The organism is Hymenobacter properus, from assembly GCF_015694735.1.
GTDB classification, from domain to species: Bacteria; Bacteroidota; Bacteroidia; order Cytophagales; family Hymenobacteraceae; genus Hymenobacter; species Hymenobacter properus.
On sequence record NZ_JADQDP010000001.1, the window covers coordinates 400,811 to 417,760 of the forward strand.

At 58.5% G+C, this 16,950-nt stretch carries 14 protein-coding genes; 4 read left to right on the forward strand and 10 right to left on the reverse strand.

The features are described 5' to 3' along the window. Nucleotides 1-5 precede the first annotated feature (5 nt). Together I2I01_RS01785 and I2I01_RS01790 are read right to left on the reverse strand one after the other, a co-directional pair. Nucleotides 6-1,472, reverse strand: a complete 1,467-nt coding sequence (locus I2I01_RS01785) for an MFS transporter (protein WP_196284702.1) — start codon at nucleotides 1,470-1,472, stop codon at nucleotides 6-8. Between the two features lie 117 nt (nucleotides 1,473-1,589). Continuing rightward, a complete protein-coding gene (locus I2I01_RS01790; protein WP_196284703.1) occupies nucleotides 1,590-2,522 on the reverse strand; it encodes a M28 family peptidase in 933 nt (310 codons plus the stop codon). 55 nt (nucleotides 2,523-2,577) lie between these two features. Between I2I01_RS01790 and I2I01_RS01795 the strand changes: the two genes are divergently transcribed. Continuing rightward, on the forward strand, nucleotides 2,578-3,498 hold the full coding sequence (locus I2I01_RS01795) for a flavin reductase family protein (protein WP_196284704.1): 921 nt from the start codon (nucleotides 2,578-2,580) through the stop codon (nucleotides 3,496-3,498). A 17-nt stretch (nucleotides 3,499-3,515) separates the two neighbouring features. On the opposite strand, the gene I2I01_RS01800 is transcribed toward I2I01_RS01795, so the two are convergent. The 3 genes from I2I01_RS01800 to tsaE form a co-directional block, all read right to left on the reverse strand. Beyond that, complete coding sequence (locus tag I2I01_RS01800) at nucleotides 3,516-3,977, reverse strand: MlaD family protein (RefSeq protein WP_196284705.1); 462 nt, start codon at nucleotides 3,975-3,977, stop codon at nucleotides 3,516-3,518. Nucleotides 3,978-4,013: 36 nt separating this feature from the next. Further along, nucleotides 4,014-5,240, reverse strand: a complete 1,227-nt coding sequence (locus I2I01_RS01805; protein WP_196284706.1) for an alanine dehydrogenase — start codon at nucleotides 5,238-5,240, stop codon at nucleotides 4,014-4,016. Nucleotides 5,241-5,425: 185 nt separating this feature from the next. Continuing rightward, nucleotides 5,426-5,863 carry a tRNA (adenosine(37)-N6)-threonylcarbamoyltransferase complex ATPase subunit type 1 TsaE gene (tsaE, locus tag I2I01_RS01810; RefSeq protein WP_196284707.1) on the reverse strand — a complete coding sequence of 146 codons (438 nt, stop codon included), beginning with the start codon at nucleotides 5,861-5,863 and terminating at the stop codon, nucleotides 5,426-5,428. 180 nt (nucleotides 5,864-6,043) lie between these two features. Here tsaE and I2I01_RS01815 point away from each other — a divergent pair, with 180 nt between their 5' ends. The 3 genes from I2I01_RS01815 (at nucleotide 6,044) to I2I01_RS01825 (ending at nucleotide 10,884) form a co-directional block, all read left to right on the forward strand. Beyond that, nucleotides 6,044-8,500: an outer membrane beta-barrel protein gene (locus I2I01_RS01815; protein ID WP_196284708.1), complete on the forward strand. Its 2,457-nt coding sequence runs from the start codon at nucleotides 6,044-6,046 to the stop codon at nucleotides 8,498-8,500. A 204-nt stretch (nucleotides 8,501-8,704) separates the two neighbouring features. After that, nucleotides 8,705-9,961, forward strand: a complete 1,257-nt coding sequence (locus I2I01_RS01820; protein WP_196284709.1) for a pyridoxal phosphate-dependent aminotransferase — start codon at nucleotides 8,705-8,707, stop codon at nucleotides 9,959-9,961. Between the two features lie 470 nt (nucleotides 9,962-10,431). Beyond that, the gene (locus tag I2I01_RS01825; protein ID WP_196284710.1) at nucleotides 10,432-10,884 is read left to right on the forward strand and encodes a DUF6896 domain-containing protein; all 453 of its coding nucleotides are present in this window, start codon (nucleotides 10,432-10,434) and stop codon (nucleotides 10,882-10,884) included. Between the two features lie 88 nt (nucleotides 10,885-10,972). Here the strand turns inward: I2I01_RS01825 and porX are convergent, their stop codons facing one another. From porX to I2I01_RS01850, 5 genes are all read right to left on the reverse strand, one after another. Then, the gene (gene porX, locus I2I01_RS01830; RefSeq protein ID WP_196284711.1) at nucleotides 10,973-12,541 is read right to left on the reverse strand and encodes a T9SS response regulator signal transducer PorX; all 1,569 of its coding nucleotides are present in this window, start codon (nucleotides 12,539-12,541) and stop codon (nucleotides 10,973-10,975) included. A 224-nt stretch (nucleotides 12,542-12,765) separates the two neighbouring features. Beyond that, nucleotides 12,766-13,884, reverse strand: a complete 1,119-nt coding sequence (locus I2I01_RS01835) for an ABC transporter permease (RefSeq protein WP_196284712.1) — start codon at nucleotides 13,882-13,884, stop codon at nucleotides 12,766-12,768. Nucleotides 13,885-13,910: 26 nt separating this feature from the next. After that, complete coding sequence (locus I2I01_RS01840) at nucleotides 13,911-15,023, reverse strand: ABC transporter permease (protein WP_196284713.1); 1,113 nt, start codon at nucleotides 15,021-15,023, stop codon at nucleotides 13,911-13,913. Nucleotides 15,024-15,153: 130 nt separating this feature from the next. Continuing rightward, nucleotides 15,154-15,906: an ABC transporter ATP-binding protein gene (locus tag I2I01_RS01845; protein WP_196284714.1), complete on the reverse strand. Its 753-nt coding sequence runs from the start codon at nucleotides 15,904-15,906 to the stop codon at nucleotides 15,154-15,156. Continuing rightward, on the reverse strand, nucleotides 15,903-16,835 hold the full coding sequence (locus I2I01_RS01850) for an ABC transporter ATP-binding protein (protein ID WP_196284715.1): 933 nt from the start codon (nucleotides 16,833-16,835) through the stop codon (nucleotides 15,903-15,905). Before I2I01_RS01850 ends, I2I01_RS01845 begins: the two co-directional genes overlap by 4 nt. Nucleotides 16,836-16,950: the final 115 nt, after the last annotated feature.

Sequence of the window (16,950 nt, forward strand, 5' to 3'; positions counted from 1 at the left end):
CGCATTCAATCCATAATTCGCACGTCGCGAGTGTCTTTCATCAGCGCCGAGCCGATAATCCAGCACAAGCCTGCTACAACTACCGGGTAAATCAGCCCCGTCAGGGCGGCGTGCTCATGCGTGAAGGTGCCGGCCGGCTGAGCCTTCGCCCACACCGCAATCCAGGTGGCCACCAGTGGCACAAAGCCGCCGAAGATGCCGTTGCCAATGTGGTAGGGCACCGATAGCGAGGTGTAGCGCACCTTGGTGGGAAACAGCTCGACCAGATAGGCGGCAATGGGGCCATACACCATCGTAACAAATAGCACCAGAAAGAACGTGAGCAGCGTCATCATGGGCAGGTTGGGCGCGAGGGCTTTTTGCACGGCGGCCACTGCCTGGCCGGCCGCATCCACAGTTGCGGGTACCGTTTCGGTGAGCGGACCGGCGTAGGCTTTGAGCCCGTAAAACAGCGGAATGGTGAACAGGGCCGCGCACAGCATGCCGGCCATGATGATGCGCTTGCGCCCGATGCGGTCGGAGAGCGAGCCGAAGTACACAAACAGCGGCGTGGCCACCACCATGCTTGCCACCAGGACAATGCTGGCGTCGACCAAGTCCAGCTTCAGCGTGTTTTGCATGAAGGAATACGCGTAGAACTGGCTGGTGTAGAACACCACACCCTGCCCCATGGTAGCCCCAAACAGGGCGATGAGCACCAGCCGGCGGTTCACGGGGTTGCCAAAGGTTTCGGCAATGGGGTTGCGGCTGGTTTTGCCCTCGGCCTTGGCTTTGGCAAACAACGGTGACTCGTGCAGCTGCTGGCGGATGTAGTAGGAAGCCACAATCAGCACGCCCGACAGCAGGAAGGGAATGCGCCAGCCCCAGTCTTTGAAATCAGCCTCGGGCATGGCTTTTTTGGTGAGCACAATGACGAGAATGCTCAAAATGAGGCCGGCGGTGGCCGTAATCTGGATGTAGCTGGTGAAGTAGCCACGGCGTTTGTCGGGGGCGTATTCGGCCACGTAGGTGGCGGCCCCGCCGTACTCGCCGCCCAGGGCTAAGCCTTGCAGCAGGCGCAACACCAGCACGATGCTGGGCGCCAGCAGGCCAATTTTGTCGTAGCTCGGCACCAGGCCGGTGGCCACGGTGGCGCCGCCCATCATCAGCAGCGTGAGCAGGAAAGTGTACTTCCGCCCTATCATGTCGCCGATGCGCCCAAACACCAGCGCCCCAAACGGCCGCACCACAAAACCCGCCCCGAATACGGCCAGCGCGCCCAGCAAGGTGTCCTCGGGCTTGCCCTTTGCGCCAAACAGCACCGGCCCTATGATGGCTGCCAGCGAGCCGAAAATGTAAAAGTCGTACCACTCGATGACCGTGCCCACCGACGAAGCGGTGATGACTTTCCAAATGGTTTTTTCGTCGACACTGTTGTTGTCGTGGGCGACGGCCGCCGGGGTTTCGGGGGCTGAGATGCGCTGGGCTTCCATGCGAGGCGTGAATTAAAAGCGGAATGTAAGCACGCACCGACGCCATTCCGCCTATCGCACGCATTGCGGAGCCCACTGCAAAGACGGCATAGGCGAGGCGGCACGTAAAAGACGCCCTTAATGCGCCGTGACCACCGCCAGCAAGGCATCTACAGCCAGCCCCAGGCGGCGCATGTCGAGCCGATTCAGGGTGTCGGAGGTTTCGTGGTAGCTGCGGTTGCGGTAGAATGCGGTATCCGTCAGCAGCACAGCGGGGTAGCTGAATTTCCAGTAGTTGAGGTGGTCGGAAAAATCAATTCCTGGCAGCCAGGCCGGCGCCTTGAAGCGTTTGACCGGCAGCGCGGCAGCCCGCCGGTAGTATCGCGCAAACTGCCTCCCAAAGCGGCCGTTGCCGAATTTTTGGGCCACCGTCACGTAGTTGCCCCGGCTTCCGTAAATGTATTTCAGCGGGGCGATGGGGTAATGCTGCGTGCCGCGACGGTCGTCATAGTAGCCCAGCATTTCGAGCGCCACCATACCGCGCACCGGTACGCGGGCTGCGTGTAGCGCGGCGGCATGCACGTAGCTACCCATATTGTTAGTCCGAAAAAACGGCGGCTCTTCCAATGTATAGGCCACCAGGTCGACGCGGTACGGCAGAGTTGGTTGCTGGCCCAGCAGGCGGGCCAGCTCCAGCAGGGCGGCTACGCCGGTGCCGTTGTCGTCGGCGCCGGGTTGGTCGCCGCACACGTCATAATGCGCTCCCACAACCAGGCGCGGCCCGTCAGCGGGGCCGAAGGAACCGAGCACGTTGCGGTAGCTCTGGCCTCGCACGGTGTAGGGCTGCTCCCCTATTTCGTGTGCCCCGGCACCCCGCAGCTGGCGGGCAATGTATGCCGCCATCGAATCGAGCACAGCTGGGTGCTGGTAGTTGCGCGGCTGCGGCGTGGAGGTGAGCAGCTCCAGGTGTTGGCGCAGCCGGACGGTATCGGCGGTCAGGCTTTGGGCGGCGGCGGGATTCATCCCCCGCACTGCGAACAGTAGGAGCAGCGCCGATAAAGTCCGTTTCATGCGGCCAAGCTACTTAGCTTTGACCAACCGTTTCGTTTTCGCGCTTTTCCCGCTCATGCCCGCTTTCACTCCGTCGTTCCACTCCCTCACTCCCACCGACCTCACGCCCGCCCAGTGGCATCCCTTCATGGTGGGGGCTGTGGCCCCGCGCCCGGTGGCCTTCGCCAGCACCATTGATGCCGAAGGCCGCGTGAACCTGAGCCCCTACAGCTTCTTCAACGCCTTCAGCGCCAACCCGCCCATTCTCGTGTTCTCGCCGGCCAACCGCGTACGCGACAACACCCAGAAACACACCCTGCAAAACGTGCGCGAGGTGCCGGAAGTCGTTATCAACATCTGCGATTTTCCGCTGGTGGAGCAAATGTCGCTGGCCAGCACCGAGTACGAAAAGGGCGTCAACGAATTCACCAAAGCCGGCCTCACGGAACTGGCTTCGGAGCAAGTGCGCCCGCCCCGCGTGGCCGAAGCCCCGGCCGCCTTCGAGTGCGTGGTGGAGCAAATAATTGAGCTGGGCCAGAACCACGGCGCCGGCAACCTCATCATCTGCCGCGTGGTGCGCGCCCATTTCCGCCAGGATATTCTCTTGCCCGACGCCACCGGCATCGACCCCTTCAAGCTAGATGCTGTGGCCCGCCTCGGCGGCGACTGGTACTGCCGGGCCAGCGGCGCGAGCCTCTTCGAAGTGCCCAAGCCCAACCGCCACGTCGGCATTGGCATTGACCAGTTGCCCGAGCACCTGCGCAACTCCGACGTCCTCACCGGCAACGAGCTGGGCCGCCTGGCTAACATCGAGCGCGCTGCACTGCCCACGCCTGAGCAGGTCGAAGAATTTAAATCCGAACCGATGGTGGCTTATTTAATTAATAAACACCGCGACGACGCGCCGGAGCTTAAGAAACAACTGCTGCAGTTAGGGCGGCAGTTTTTGGTGGAGGGTCGGCTCGTGGAGGCGTGGAAGGTGTTGCTAATTAAATAGCTTATGGTAATTAAAAACTATTTAGGGTTACTTATTGAATCCGAACCAAATGCCTGAACTACTTCTGATAAACCTTCTGCAATTTTCTGGAATCCTACTTTAGCTTTCTTCTGATTAATAGAATCAAAAACGGGTGCGCTATACGAAACGCCCATCACAGTATCCATATTCGTTATAAACTTGTCACTACTGGATGGCTTGATAATTATACTTGACGAGCCTAAAAGAGATTTATTGATGATAAATCGTGAGTTAAAAGGAATCTTAACTCCATCTTCCATCAATAAATCTACAAATACGGTTTTAGGAACAAAATGATAATCTAGTACTTCTCCAACAGTAAAACCGTTCAATAAGACTTTGTCCCCTCTTTGCAAATTACCACCATCCTTATAGCCTACAGATATAATTGACCTATTGCGGTGACAGGCTGATAGACAAACAATTGTTGAAATAAAAAATATTTTGCAGGCGTGCATATTTATTTCAGCAATTATGTTCCTAAACGCCTTTTGTTAATTCCGCACCGCAATCAGCAGCCCTAATTCCTTGTATCGCAAATTAAACTTTTTCGCAATCATTGAATTGGTGAGCGAGCCGCGGTAGATGTAGACACCACTGCGGAAATGCTCATTAGTGAACAGCACTTCGTTGATGCCGCCGTGCTGGCTGATTTCCTGCAGAATGGGCGTGAAGATGTTGCTCAGCGCGTTGGTGGCGGTGCGAGGCACGCGTGAGGCTATGTTGGGCACACTGTAGTGGATGACGTCGTACTTGCGGAACACCGGATTGCTGTGGCTGGTCATCTCGCTGGTTTCGAAGCAGCCGCCCTGGTCGATGCTCACGTCGATAATAATGGAGCCGGGCGACATGCTGGCCACCATTTCTTCGGGCACCATGAAAGGAATGCGGCCATCTTCAACCGCTAGCGCGCCAATAACAACATCGGCCCGCCGGATTTGCTGGCTTAGGGCAAACGTATCCAGGGTGCTGGTGTAGAGCTGCATGCCCAAGTTGTGCTTGAGGCGGCGCAGCTTGTAGAGGTGGTTGTCGAACACCTTCACTTCGGCCCCGAGGCCGGTGGCGGCGCGGGCGGCGTACTCGGCCACCGTGCCGGCCCCAAGAATAACCACCTGCGACGGCGGCACGCCCGTGATGCCGCCCAAAATGATGCCCTTGCCCTCGTTGGAACGGGCCAGGTATTCGGCTGCAATCAGCATCACCGTCGAGCCCGCAATTTCGCTCATGGCGCGCACCACGGGGCGGGCGCCGCTGGGGTCCTTCATCAGCTCGAAGCCAATGGCGTTGATTTTCTTGCGCGACAGGGCCGCGATGTATTCCGGCGTCATCGAGCCCATTTGCAAGGCCGAAATCAGGGTTTGGCCGGCGTGCAGCAGCTCAATTTCCTCCAGCGTGGGCGGGGCCACCTTCAGCAGAATATCCGCCTTGAACACTTCCTCGGTAGAGTAGGCAATCTGGGCGCCGGCCTCGGAGTAGGCGTGGTCGGCGTACTTGCTGGGCTCGCCGGCACCAGCTTCCATTACCACTTCGTGGCCCGCGCTCACGAGGTGCTGCACTGCTTCAGGCGTGAGGCCCAGGCGGTTTTCCTGCAGTGAAGTTTCGCGCGGCAGGCCGATAAAGAGCTTGCGCTTGCGCGTCTCCACCGCCAGCATCGATTCCTGGGTGAAATAGGCGCGGCTTGTGGCCAGGGACTCAAAACCGGAAGGCAGCTGTTCGGGCATTTTTGTTGAAATTATTAATTATGAATTAATAATTATAAGGTGTGGTCTAATGAAATTTACACGTCGTGCAGTGCGCAGCGAAGCATCTTGTGTAGCACAGTAAATTAATCGATTGAATTAGTAGTGGCACTCGAGTTATTTCACTGCGCTTTGCATGACCGGCTGTTTGCTAGCAATTTTAATTCCTAATCAATTATTATTAATTCAATTTGCCGGCTTTGGTCGTCGCGCACTGCGAGGCGCACTTCGAGCCGGGGCGTAGGCAATAAATCGGCCACACGGGCAGGCCATTCTACCAAGCAAAGATACCCCGAATCGAAGTACTCGGCGGCGCCCATCTGTTCAGCTTCCGTCACGGAGTTGATGCGGTAGAAATCGAAGTGATACACGGGCTGCTGGCGGCCGTCGCGGTACTCGTTCACCAGCGCGAAGGTGGGGCTGCTCACGTCATCGGTCACGCCGAGGGCCGCGGCCAGGGCGCTGATGAGGGTGGTTTTGCCCGCGCCCATCTCGCCTTCGAAGGCCACCACGGTGCAGCCGGAATCGGCAATGGCCGCGCGCAGGGCTTGGGCGGCGGCGGGCAAATCGGCCAACGTGGGCACGGTAAGGGTTTGGGGTAGCATCTGGCAAATTTACCGGCGGCAAAGGGGAAGCTGGATGCCCAGCATTGGATAATCGAAGAGAATATCACACCTTTACGCTCTTTGCCATGCTTAAAGTGTTCAGCTAAAAGGCGCTATCAGCTTTTTTAGCAGCGCCCGAAGCAGCGGCTTTCTCTCCAGATTCTACCCATATTGCCCGGCATGCCACTTTTTTTACCCGTTTGGCGGCATTTCTTCCCATTCAAAACTGGCCGTTGGATAAGCTGCTTGCTGCTGGCGACGCCGCTGGCCTTGTCGGCCCAGAGTCTGCCAGGCGTGAGCGGCACAGTGGCCTCCCCTGCTGGGCCGCCCGTGGAATTTGCTACCGTGACGTTGCACCGCGCGGCCGACTCGGTGGTGGTGAAAACGGAGTTCAGCGACCAGAAAGGCACTTTCAGGCTGGAGGCGTTGGGCGGCCGGCGCTATCTGGTCTCGGTGAGTCAGGTGGGGTTTCAACGCTATTGGAGCGCTCCTTTCAACCTGACGACGGACGGCATCACGCTGCCAGCCATAGTGTTGGCCACGAGCCAGGCCACTGCCCTCAAAGAAGTGACTGTGACGGCCCGCAAGCCGCTGTTTGAGCACCAGGCAGGCCGCACGGTGGTGAACGTGGCCGACAGCCCGCTCTCGGGCGGGGCCACCACGCTGGACGTGCTGGGCCGCTCCCCGGGCGTAACGCTGGACGCCGGCAACAACCTGGGCCTGCGTGGCCGCCAGGGCCTGCTTCTGGTGGTAGACGGCAAGAGGGTGCCGCTAACCGGCGAGGAATTGGCCAGCTACCTGCGCGCCCTGCCTGCCGAGCAGGTGCAAAGCGTGGAGCTGTTGACCAACCCGCCGGCCCAATATGATGCCCAGGGCGGCGCGGGCGTCATCGCCATCTACCTTAAAAAAGACCAGCGCCTGGGCACCAACGGCAACGCCAATGCGAGTTACGGCCGGGGTGAATACGGTAAGTTCACGGCCGGCTTGGGCCTCAACCACCGTCGCAAAAATGTGAACTACTACGGCAATTATACTTACGTCAACCGCCGGGATTATGCGCGCCAGGAGTTTGACAGGCAGTACGCAGCCCAGGGTGGGCTGCCAGCCGTGAGCGGGACTATTGCGGGCAAGCGCGTGTTGGATTTGGAGTCGCACAGCGCCAGGTTCGGCGCGGATATCAACCTGACGAAAGCTTCCCTGCTGGGCTTGTCGCTGACCAGCCTGCTCAGCCAGACCAACTCCGTTAATACGAGCCAAACCGAGTTTAATGATGCCGGAGGGGCACTGGCCAGCCGCAACAGCTCTACCACGCACCAGGACATTTGGCGGCCCAGCGGCAGCGCCAACCTCAATTTCCGCCACGCCTTTGCCGATTCGGCCGCGGCGGCAACCCTCACGGCCGATGCTGATTTTGCCCGCTACAATACCACGCGCACGCTGGCCCTGAGCACCCTTTACCAGCACCCACTGGCGGCATCGAATCTACTCACGGGCGACCAGCTTAGCGAATTGAAAATTGCGGCCCTGAAGGTTGATTTCAGCCAGCCACTGCCCCGACGGGCCCGCCTCGACATGGGCGCGAAAACAACAATGGTGAATTCGGCCAACAATGTGGTTTTCTTAAACAACGGCGCCTATAATCCGTCAGTTTCCACCAATTTCAACTACTCGGAGCAAGTGCGGGCCGCGTACGCCAACCTGCGCAGTGCAGCCGCCAAAACCACCTTTCAGGTTGGGCTTCGAATTGAGCAGGCTCGCATTCAAACGGAGCTGGCCGGGGAGCGGCTCCGCGAGCAGAACTACCTGCAGTTCTTTCCTTCGGCTTCGGTGCAACGCACGCTCAACGCGCAAAACACGCTGGCCCTGACGGCCAGTCGGCGCATCGACCGGCCTAATTACGGCCAGCTCAACCCCTTGCGCTCGTACTTCGACGCCACCTCCTACCGCTCCGGGAACCCCGACTTGGTGGCTCAAACGAGCTATAATTTCGATTTTACCTACACCTTCCGCCAGAAGTTCAGCGCCGCCCTAAGCTACGCCCAGACCGATAAGCCCATTGTGGCGGTGGTGCAGCCTGCTCCCGACGGGGGCCGGCAGGTGGTGAACCGCGACGTGAACCTGACCACCCAGGACTACTATGCCCTGACCCTCACCGCGCCCCTGGAACCGGTGAAATGGTGGACGCTGTACGCCAACGGCGTGTTTTACTACTCCCGGTTCCGGGGCAATCTGGCAGGCACGGCCCTCGACCGCCAGCAGCCGGCGTGCATCCTCACCGCCAACAATACCTTCAACCTGCCCCGTGGCTGGTCGGGCGAGCTGAACGGCACGTTTCAATCGGGCGAAATCTGGGGCTTCGAGCGTGCCCAGCCGCGTGGGCAGCTGCTGCTGGGCCTGCAACGCAGCTTCTGGGCCAAGCAGGCCACCCTCCGGCTAAACGTGGCCGACGTGCTTTACACCGCGCCCATTCGCTCCACGTCGGTTTACGACAGCTTCACGGAAAGCTTCCGCCTGCGCCAGGATACGCGCGTGGCCACGGCTGCCTTCACCTACCGCTTCGGTAGCAGCAAAGTAGCCGCCGCCCGCAAACGCGCCGCCGGGGCCGACGACGAGCTACGCCGGGCTGGGGGGTCATAAAGCCGGAGCCTCACGAGGAACCGGAAACGGCTGTCATGCTGAGCGCAACGAAGGACCTTAGCACGTTCGGGCATCATTTGCTCCGGCGGGGCAAGGTGCTTTGCTGGGCTCAGGATGACAGCCGTTTTCGTTCTTATTTCAGCTTTACCCGCCCTGCCCTGTACCTTCGCACGCCGTTGCGGCTTTACGTTTACCGACATTTCCATGCAAGTATCTCAGATGGCAGCCGGCCTCATCGGCTCCGAAATCATTCGAATTGGCAACCAGGTCAGCGAGCAGGTGCGCCAGGGCGCCAACATCTGCAACCTGACCATTGGCGACTTCGATTCTAAAATTTTCCCGATTCCGGCGGGGCTCACGGCCGGCATCATCGAAGCCTATCAGGCCGGCCAAACCAACTACCCGCCCGCCGCGGGCATGGGCGAGCTGCGCAATAGCGTGGCAGCCTTTCTGCAGGCCCGCCAGGGCCTTAGCTACAACCCGAATGACGTTCTGATTGCGGGCGGCTCGCGCCCGCTCATTTACGCCACCTACCGCGCCGTGGTAGACCCCGGCGACCGGGTGATATTCCCGCTGCCCAGCTGGAACAACAACCACTACTGCCACCTGGTGGGCGCCACGCCGGTGGCCGTGCCCACCCAAGCCGAAAACAATTTCATGCCCACCGCCGCCGACCTGGCCCCGCACCTGCCCGGCGCCACGCTGCTGGCGCTGTGCTCGCCGCTGAACCCCACGGGCACGGTGTTCTCGAAGCAGGGCCTGGAAGAAATCTGCGACTTGGTGATTGCTGAGAACAAGCGCCGGGGGCCCGACGAGAAGCCGCTCTACGTGCTCTACGACCAGATTTACTGGCTGCTCACCTTCGGCCAGACCAAACATTACGACCCGGTAAGCCTGCGCCCCGAGCTGCGCGACTACGTCATCTACATCGACGGCACCTCCAAGTGCTTTGCCGCCACCGGCGTGCGCGTGGGCTACAGCTTCGGGCCGGCCTTCATTATCGATAAGATGAAGGCCATTCTGGGCCACGTGGGGGCCTGGGCGCCGAAAGCCGAGCAGGTTGCCACCGGCAAGTTCCTGCCCCAGACCGCCGCCGTCGATGAGTTTCTGACCAGCATCAAAGGCCGCCTGCAAACCTCGCTGCAAGCCTTGTTCGATGGCCTGAAAGAGCTGCAAAGCCAAGGCTATCCGGTGGATGCCGTGGTCCCGGCCGGCGCCATCTACCTCACTGCCCAGATTGACGTACTGGGCCGCACCGCCCCCGACGGCACCGTGCTCAGCACCACCAAGGAGCTGACGTCCTACCTGATTTCGGAAGCCAAGCTGGCGCTGGTACCGTTCAGTGCCTTCGGCTCGGCGCCCACGGAGCCGTGGTTCCGCGCCTCGGTGGGCGCCGAAACGGTGGATTCCATCAAGGCCGCGCTGCCGCGCCTGAAGGCGGCCCTCGATAAGCTGAAGTAAGCGTAGCGAGCAGAAAAGCTCCCCGTTCAGTGTTGCTCTGGGCAGCACTGAACGGGGAGCTTTTTTACGTTCAAAACCACATGTTCACTGAGAACAAGCGCGTGACCCAGTCGCTGCGCAACATGGGCGGCGGGGCACCACCGACGACCTCGACAGGCTGGCGTCCGGCGAAAGCCTGACAGTGGAAATTCAAAACTTCGACGCCGACGTGTACCAGTATTTTCGAATCCAGAATTAGATTTTATAGAGTAACCCTGCCTTTAGCACCACGCCCGCCAACCCCAAATCCAATTTTCGAGCAGCACGCTGCGTGATTTTATCGCCAACTGACGGCGTAAGAAACGGATTTTGACTGCTTAATTGGCGGACTGGTTTATGCAGAAGGCTTTTGATAATGTTGGGACTATGTGACTGTAGTCAAAATGACACTGCATGGTAACCACATTCGTGCTTTTTAATTGAGCTATTTTATGGATTTGGCACAAAGCACGATTAGAGAAATCCTTAGCGCTATGGATGAGCGGGCTGCTCTTGCGCGAATTCTCATCGGTAAAGTTTTATCCGAAACCAACCAACCGCAGTTTGCGGAAATAGAAAACGGGAATTACGACTGCATCCAGAATAGCGACATCGAAACTTTGTCAGATAACTGGACTTTCGAGGTGCATGGCGAACATTGCTTATTCATTAATCGAGTTACCAATCAAGAGCTTGAAGTTTCACTTGGAACAATTGATTCATTAGAGAACATCGACCCATATTTTTTCTATAAATTCCTTGTAACCACGAATAAATACAAGCATTTAGCTTCTGTCTTCCAACATCCATTCAAAGAAATGCTTGCGCTTTTCGAATTACTCCAGCAACAAGGATTTTTAAAACGAATACATGGTGTTGAATTTCGAAAGGTTAATGCTGGATAGTTAAAAAATAAAGTGTAATTAGGCGATAAAAAAAGAAGCCGTAGGCCTGAATCAGGCCTACGGCTTCTTTTTTTATCGCCGAAACGTATTACCCTTTCGCCGTTAGCGTGACATACGGTATAATACACTCCTCCAATGAGATACCGCCGTGCTGGAACGTGTCCTTGTAGTAGTTCACGTAGTAGTTATAGTTATTGGGGTAGGCGAAGAAATAGTCGCCAATGGTGAATACGTAGGCCGTGCTCACGTTTTCGCGCGGCAGGAAAATGCTTTCCGGCTTGCGCACCACGTACACGTCGCGTGAGTCGTCGAAACCCAGGTTTTTGCCGTGCTTGTAGCGCAGGTTGGTATTGGTGTTGCGGTCGCCCACAATCTTGTAGGGACGCTTGCAGCGGATGGTGCCGTGGTCGGTGGTGATGATGAGCTTGCCTTTTTTCTCGGCAATGGTTTGCATCATCTCGTACAGCGGCGAGTGCAGAAACCACGAGCGGGTAATGCTGCGGTAGGCTGATTCGTCGGCCGCCAGCTCTCGAATCATGGCCATGTCGGTGCGGGCGTGCGAAAGCATATCCACGAAGTTGTAGACGATGACGTTGCACTTGTAATTGTTGTGCAGGTTACTCATCTTGCCCAGCAAGTCCTTGCCGGCCTGCAGGTTGGTTACCTTGTTGTAGCTGTGCTTATGCTTCTGGTTGTTCTTCTGGAAGTTGATTTCCATGAACTCGGCCTCGTGCAGGTTTTTGCCCTCGTCGTCGTCGTCGGTCACCCACAGGTTGGGGTATTTCTTCTGAATCTCGCCCGGCATCATGCCCGAGAAAATGGCATTGCGCGCGTAGGCCGTGGTGGTCGGAAGGATGGCGTAGTACATCTCCTCGCTGTCCACCGTGAAAAACTCGGTGATGATGGGTTCCAGCACCTTCCACTGGTCGTAGCGCAGGTTGTCGATGAGCACAAAGTACACGGGCGTGTCGCCGGTGGCCTTCAACGTGGGGAATACCCGCTCCTTGAACAGTTGGTGCGACATGAGTGGGGCGTCCTTGTCGTCGCCATTTACCCAGTCCTCGTAATTCTCTGTGATGAAGCGGCCGAAGTAGGTATTGGCTTCGTCCTTCTGCATGTTGAAAACCTCAGCCATGCTCTTGCCTTCGGTTTCGTTGATTTCCAGCTCCCAGTACACCAGTTTCTTGTATACATCGGCCCACTCCGAAGGCGAAAGACGGTCGGACAGCTGCATGCCAAGCTGGCGGAAGTCACGCTGGTAGCCCGAGTTCGTAGCTTCGCTCACGAGGCGCTTGTTGTCGAGTACCTTCTTCACCGACAGCAAAATCTGGCTAGGGTTCACCGGCTTAATGAGGTAGTCGGCGATTTTGGCGCCGATTGCCGATTCCATGATGTGCTCTTCTTCGCTCTTGGTAATCATCACCACGGGTACAGTGGGCCGAATGGCTTTGATTTCGCTCAGCGTTTCGAGACCAGTAAGGCCAGGCATGTTCTCATCGAGAAACACGAGGTCGTAGGTCTTTTCCTGGATTTCCTCGATGGCATCGGCGCCGCTGTTCACGGGCGTCACGTCGTAGCCTTTCTCCTTGAGAAACAGCAGGTGCGGCTTGAGCAAGTCGATTTCGTCGTCGGCCCAGAGAATGGATGTTTGTTGCATAATGAGAATGGGGACAGCCTGGGCGGTTTTGGTAAAAGCAATGCCGCTAACGGCTGGTAAGAAATTTAATTGTCGAGCTCAGCCAAACCGCTCCGCGGCGGCATTGCATCAAGTCATTGACGGACTGGCGCCGTAAATGTTGCCTGTTTCTGGTAACCTCCTACCGCTCAAATTGATTTTTTCGACCAAAAGTCGCCCTTTGCCGACCAACATCCGCGCCTAGGTTAGCCCGAGGTTTTGCGGTAGCGCCACACAGCCAGCGCATTTACCAGCACGGCCATGCCCAGCAAGGTAAGCACGGGCTGGAGCACGTCGCGCAAGGTGCTGCCTTTTAGCAGGATGCGTCGGGCAATGTCAATAATGTACACCAAGGGATTGACGCGGTCGAAAGCTCGGGCCCAAGCTGGCATGTACTCGATGGGTGTGAACAGGCCACAGAGCAAGATGAAGATAATCAGGAAGAAAAAAGCCACAAACAGCGCCTGCTGCTGCGTTTGGCTGGCCGAGGAAATGAGCAGCCCCAGCCCCAGCGGCACCACCAGAAACACGGCCATGATGCCGTAGAGCAGCGCCACACTGCCCACCATGGGCACGTGAAACAGGAAACGCGCCAGCAGCAGCCCAATTGTGAACTGGTACAAGCCCGCCACCCAAAACGGCAACAGCTTGCCCAAAATGAACTGCCACTTGCGAATAGGCGTCACGTTGAGCTGTTCTATAGTGCCGATTTCCTTTTCGCGCACGATGTTGAGCGTCGTTACCATCATCACAATCAGGCTTATGATTTCAACCAGGATGCCCGGCACCATGAAGGTTTTGTAGTTCAACAGCGGGTTGTACCAGTAGGCGGGTACCACTTCCAGGCCGCGCACCTCCCCCACCGCGGCCGCCACGGTGGCCGGCCGCACCTCGCCCTGGTAGGCCTGCACGATGCTGCTGGCGTAAGAGCTGGCCAGCCCAGCCTTTACGTTGTCGAGGGCATTGACGAGCAACTGCACCCGGGCCTGCCCGCCCCGCACCAAGTCGCGCTCGAAGCGGGGCGGAAAGACGAGCACCAAATCGGCGCGGCCGCTGAGCAGGTCCTGGTCGGCGGCCGCGCTGCTGGGCCGCACCTGCACCAGCCGGAAGTAGGGCGTGTACTGAAACTTGTCGAGCAGGCGCCGGGCGGCGGGGCTGTGGTCCTGGTCGACCACGGCCAGGTTCAGGTTCTTGATTTCGTAGTTGGCGGCGAAGGACAGCAACACGAGCTGCATGATAGGCGCCACCAGCAGCAAGGCCAGCAGCGTGCGGTTGCGCCGCAGTTGCCGCACTTCTTTTTCGATTAGAAACCAGACGGTACGCATGGCAAGGAAATTATATGTTCAAAACGTCATGCCAGCCGGTTTTTCAACGAGCCCAGGGCCAGCAACAACAGCCCGCCGGCCATGCCAAAGAGCACGGCAGTTTCGCGCCAGAGCTCGCGCAGCCCCAAGCCTTTTATCATGATGCCTTTGAGGATGACAATGAAGTAGCGCGCGGGAATGAGGCGCGAGACAGTTTGCAGCGGCAACGGCATGCTCTCAATGGGAAACAAGAAACCGCTGAGAATGAGCGTAGGCAGCAGCAAGCCCAGCATGGACGTGAGCATGGCTGTTTGCTGCGAGGCCGCCCGCGTCGAAATCAACACGCCCAGTGTGAGGGCCACCAGGATGTAAAGCAGCGTTTCGAGGATGAGCAAGGCCAAGCTGCCGCGCTCCGGAATGTGCAGCACCCACACCCCCAAGGCCAGGATGATGAGGCCGTTGACGAAAGATAGCAGGAAGTAAGGCAGAATCTTGCCGATGATGATGGGCAGTTGCCGCATGGGCGACACGAGCAGCACTTCCATGGTGCCGGTTTCCTTTTCGCGGGCAATGGTGATGCTGGTGAGCATGGCCGACACCAGCAGCAGAATCAGGGCCATGGTGCCGGGCACGAAGGTGTAGGCCGCCTTCAGGCCGGGGTTGAAATAGAGGCGGGCCACGGCCTCCACCCGCGGGCCGGGGCTGCCGGAGCGATGTGGGGCAACTTCTTGCTCGTAGCTGCGGATGATGGCCGTGGCGTAGTTCACCAGGCTGATGGCCGTGTTCTGGTCAGAGGCATCGGCTACCAGTTGCACTTGGGCGTGGCCCAGGTGGTCGAAGTCGCTGGAAAAGCCTGCTGGGAATACTACGGCCAACTTCACGTGGCCCCGGCGGAAGGCAGCCGCCACGTCGGGGTAGTTCCGGGCGTAGTCGCGCAGCCCAAAGTAGCCCGACGAAAACAGCCGGTTTTGCACCTGTCGGGCGTGCACGCCGTGGTCGAAATCGAGCACAGCTACGTCGGCGTTCTTGATTTCGTTGGTGAGGGCAAAGCCGAACAGGGTGACCAGCGCCACGGGCATGCCAAAGAGGATGAGTAGTGTGCGCGGGTCGCGGAAAATGTGGTAAGACTCTTTCCGCACGAACATCAGGAAAGCTTTCATCTAATTTATTTCATTAGGTGAACGTCAGGCAGAGCGCAGCGAAGCATCTCATTCGCAACAAGTAATTAGCTAAAGCACGCGAGATGCTTCCCTGCGCTCTGCCTGAAGTTTTTTGGCGTTGTCATTACTATCATTCCACGTTTTTCGCACCCCGCGCCAGGTGCAGAAACACCTCATCCATCGTGCTCACGCCGAACTGTTGCTTAAGGCCGGCGGGCTTGTCCAACGCTTCGATTTTGCCGTCGACCATGATGCTGACCCGGTCACAGTACTCGGCTTCGTCCATGTAGTGAGTGGTGATGAAAACGGTGACGCCGCGGGCCGCCGCCTCGTAAATCAGGTCCCAGAACTGGCGGCGGGTGATGGGGTCGACGCCGCCCGTAGGCTCGTCGAGAAACACCACAGCCGGGTCGTGAAACAGGGCCACTGAGAAGGCCAGTTTCTGCTTCCAGCCCAGTGGTAGGCTGCCGACCAGCGTGTTGCGCTCGGCTTCCAGGCCTAAGCGCTGGAGCAATGCATCGGTTTTCTCGCGGATGGCAGCGGTTTTCAGGCCATAGATGCCACCGTAGAAGCGAATGTTTTCGCGCACGGTCAGGTCTTCGTAGAGCGAGAACTTTTGGCTCATGTAGCCAATGTGCTGCTTGATGCGCTCGGCTTGGGTAAACACATCAAAGCCCGCCACCGACGCGGCGCCCTCCGTAGGCCCCAGCAGGCCGCAGAGCATGCGCATGGCCGTGGTTTTGCCAGCCCCATTAGCGCCCAAGAAACCGAAAATCTCGCCCGGCGCTACGGCGAAGCTAATGGCATCCACAGCCGTGAAGGCGCCGAAGCGCTTGGTGAGCTTCTCGCAGCGAATGACCGGACCAATGGCAGCAGTTTTCATGAAACGGGTGCGGAATGGTGGGTTTGCAGCAAATCCATGAATGTGTCTTCGATGGTGGCCGGCACCGGCGCCACGGACACGTCGTGGTGGCCTTTGGCGGTGAGGTAGGCCTTGAGGTGGGCCTCGGCTGCCGCATCGGGCTGGGCCAAACTCAGGTGGGCGGTTTCGCCAAATGCGTAGCAGCTGTGCGCGGCCGGGTAGGCACGCAAGTCCTGCAGCAGTGGGTGCATGCGGGCGGCCCGCACCGCATACAGCGGCCAAGGATAGGATTCGCGCAGCGCAGCGGGCGTATCAACGCGCAGCACCTGGCCGGTTTGCAGCAGCGCCACCCGCTCGCACAGGGCGGCCTCGTCCATGTAAGGCGTGGAAACCACGATGGTAATGCCCCGCTCCTTGAGCGTGCTTAGCATGTGCCAGAACTCTTGCCGCGACACGGCATCCACGCCGGTAGTGGGCTCGTCGAGTAGCAGCAGTTCGGGTTTGTGAATGAGGGCGCAGCACAAGGCCAGCTTTTGCTTCATGCCGCCCGATAAGGCCCCTGCCCTCCGGTCTTTGAAAGGCACCAGTTGCTCATAAATGTCGCGCACCAACTCATAATTCTCCCGCACCGTGGTGCGAAACACCGCCGCAAAAAATTCCAGGTTTTCCTGCACCGTCAGGTCCTGGTAGAGTGAGAAACGGCCCGGCATGTAGCCCACCACATTGCGGATGGCGCGGAATTCGCGCACCACGTCGTGCTTAGCCACGGTGGCCGTGCCCGCATCGGCCAGTAGCAGCGTAGCCAGAATGCGAAACAGCGTGGTTTTGCCAGCACCGTCGGGGCCGATGAGGCCGAACAACTCGCCTGGCTCCACGGTCAAACTAACGTTGCGCACTGCCTGGGTGGCACCGTAGGCTTTGCTGATGTTGGTTAGTTCGACGGCGGGCATGGGCAGGGATGATATGGAACAGATTTAGACCGTCATGCAGAGCGCAGCGAAGCATCTCGCGTGGGGAAGTAACTAATTGCGTTGCGCACGCGAGATGCTTCGCTGCGCTCTGCAT

Coding starts and splice junctions, on each gene's coding strand:
- I2I01_RS01825 (WP_196284710.1), top strand. CDS start 10,432: ATGGATTTGGCACAAAGCACGATTAGAGAAATCCTTAGCGCTATGGAT.
- I2I01_RS01785 (WP_196284702.1), bottom strand. CDS start 1,472: ATGGAAGCCCAGCGCATCTCAGCCCCCGAAACCCCGGCGGCCGTCGCC.
- I2I01_RS01795 (WP_196284704.1), top strand. CDS start 2,578: ATGCCCGCTTTCACTCCGTCGTTCCACTCCCTCACTCCCACCGACCTC.
- I2I01_RS01850 (WP_196284715.1), bottom strand. CDS start 16,835: ATGCCCGCCGTCGAACTAACCAACATCAGCAAAGCCTACGGTGCCACC.
- I2I01_RS01835 (WP_196284712.1), bottom strand. CDS start 13,884: ATGCGTACCGTCTGGTTTCTAATCGAAAAAGAAGTGCGGCAACTGCGG.
- I2I01_RS01820 (WP_196284709.1), top strand. CDS start 8,705: ATGCAAGTATCTCAGATGGCAGCCGGCCTCATCGGCTCCGAAATCATT.
- I2I01_RS01845 (WP_196284714.1), bottom strand. CDS start 15,906: ATGAAAACTGCTGCCATTGGTCCGGTCATTCGCTGCGAGAAGCTCACC.
- I2I01_RS01800 (WP_196284705.1), bottom strand. CDS start 3,977: ATGCACGCCTGCAAAATATTTTTTATTTCAACAATTGTTTGTCTATCA.
- I2I01_RS01815 (WP_196284708.1), top strand. CDS start 6,044: ATGCCACTTTTTTTACCCGTTTGGCGGCATTTCTTCCCATTCAAAACT.
- tsaE (WP_196284707.1), bottom strand. CDS start 5,863: ATGCTACCCCAAACCCTTACCGTGCCCACGTTGGCCGATTTGCCCGCC.
- I2I01_RS01840 (WP_196284713.1), bottom strand. CDS start 15,023: ATGAAAGCTTTCCTGATGTTCGTGCGGAAAGAGTCTTACCACATTTTC.
- I2I01_RS01790 (WP_196284703.1), bottom strand. CDS start 2,522: ATGAAACGGACTTTATCGGCGCTGCTCCTACTGTTCGCAGTGCGGGGG.
- I2I01_RS01805 (WP_196284706.1), bottom strand. CDS start 5,240: ATGCCCGAACAGCTGCCTTCCGGTTTTGAGTCCCTGGCCACAAGCCGC.
- porX (WP_196284711.1), bottom strand. CDS start 12,541: ATGCAACAAACATCCATTCTCTGGGCCGACGACGAAATCGACTTGCTC.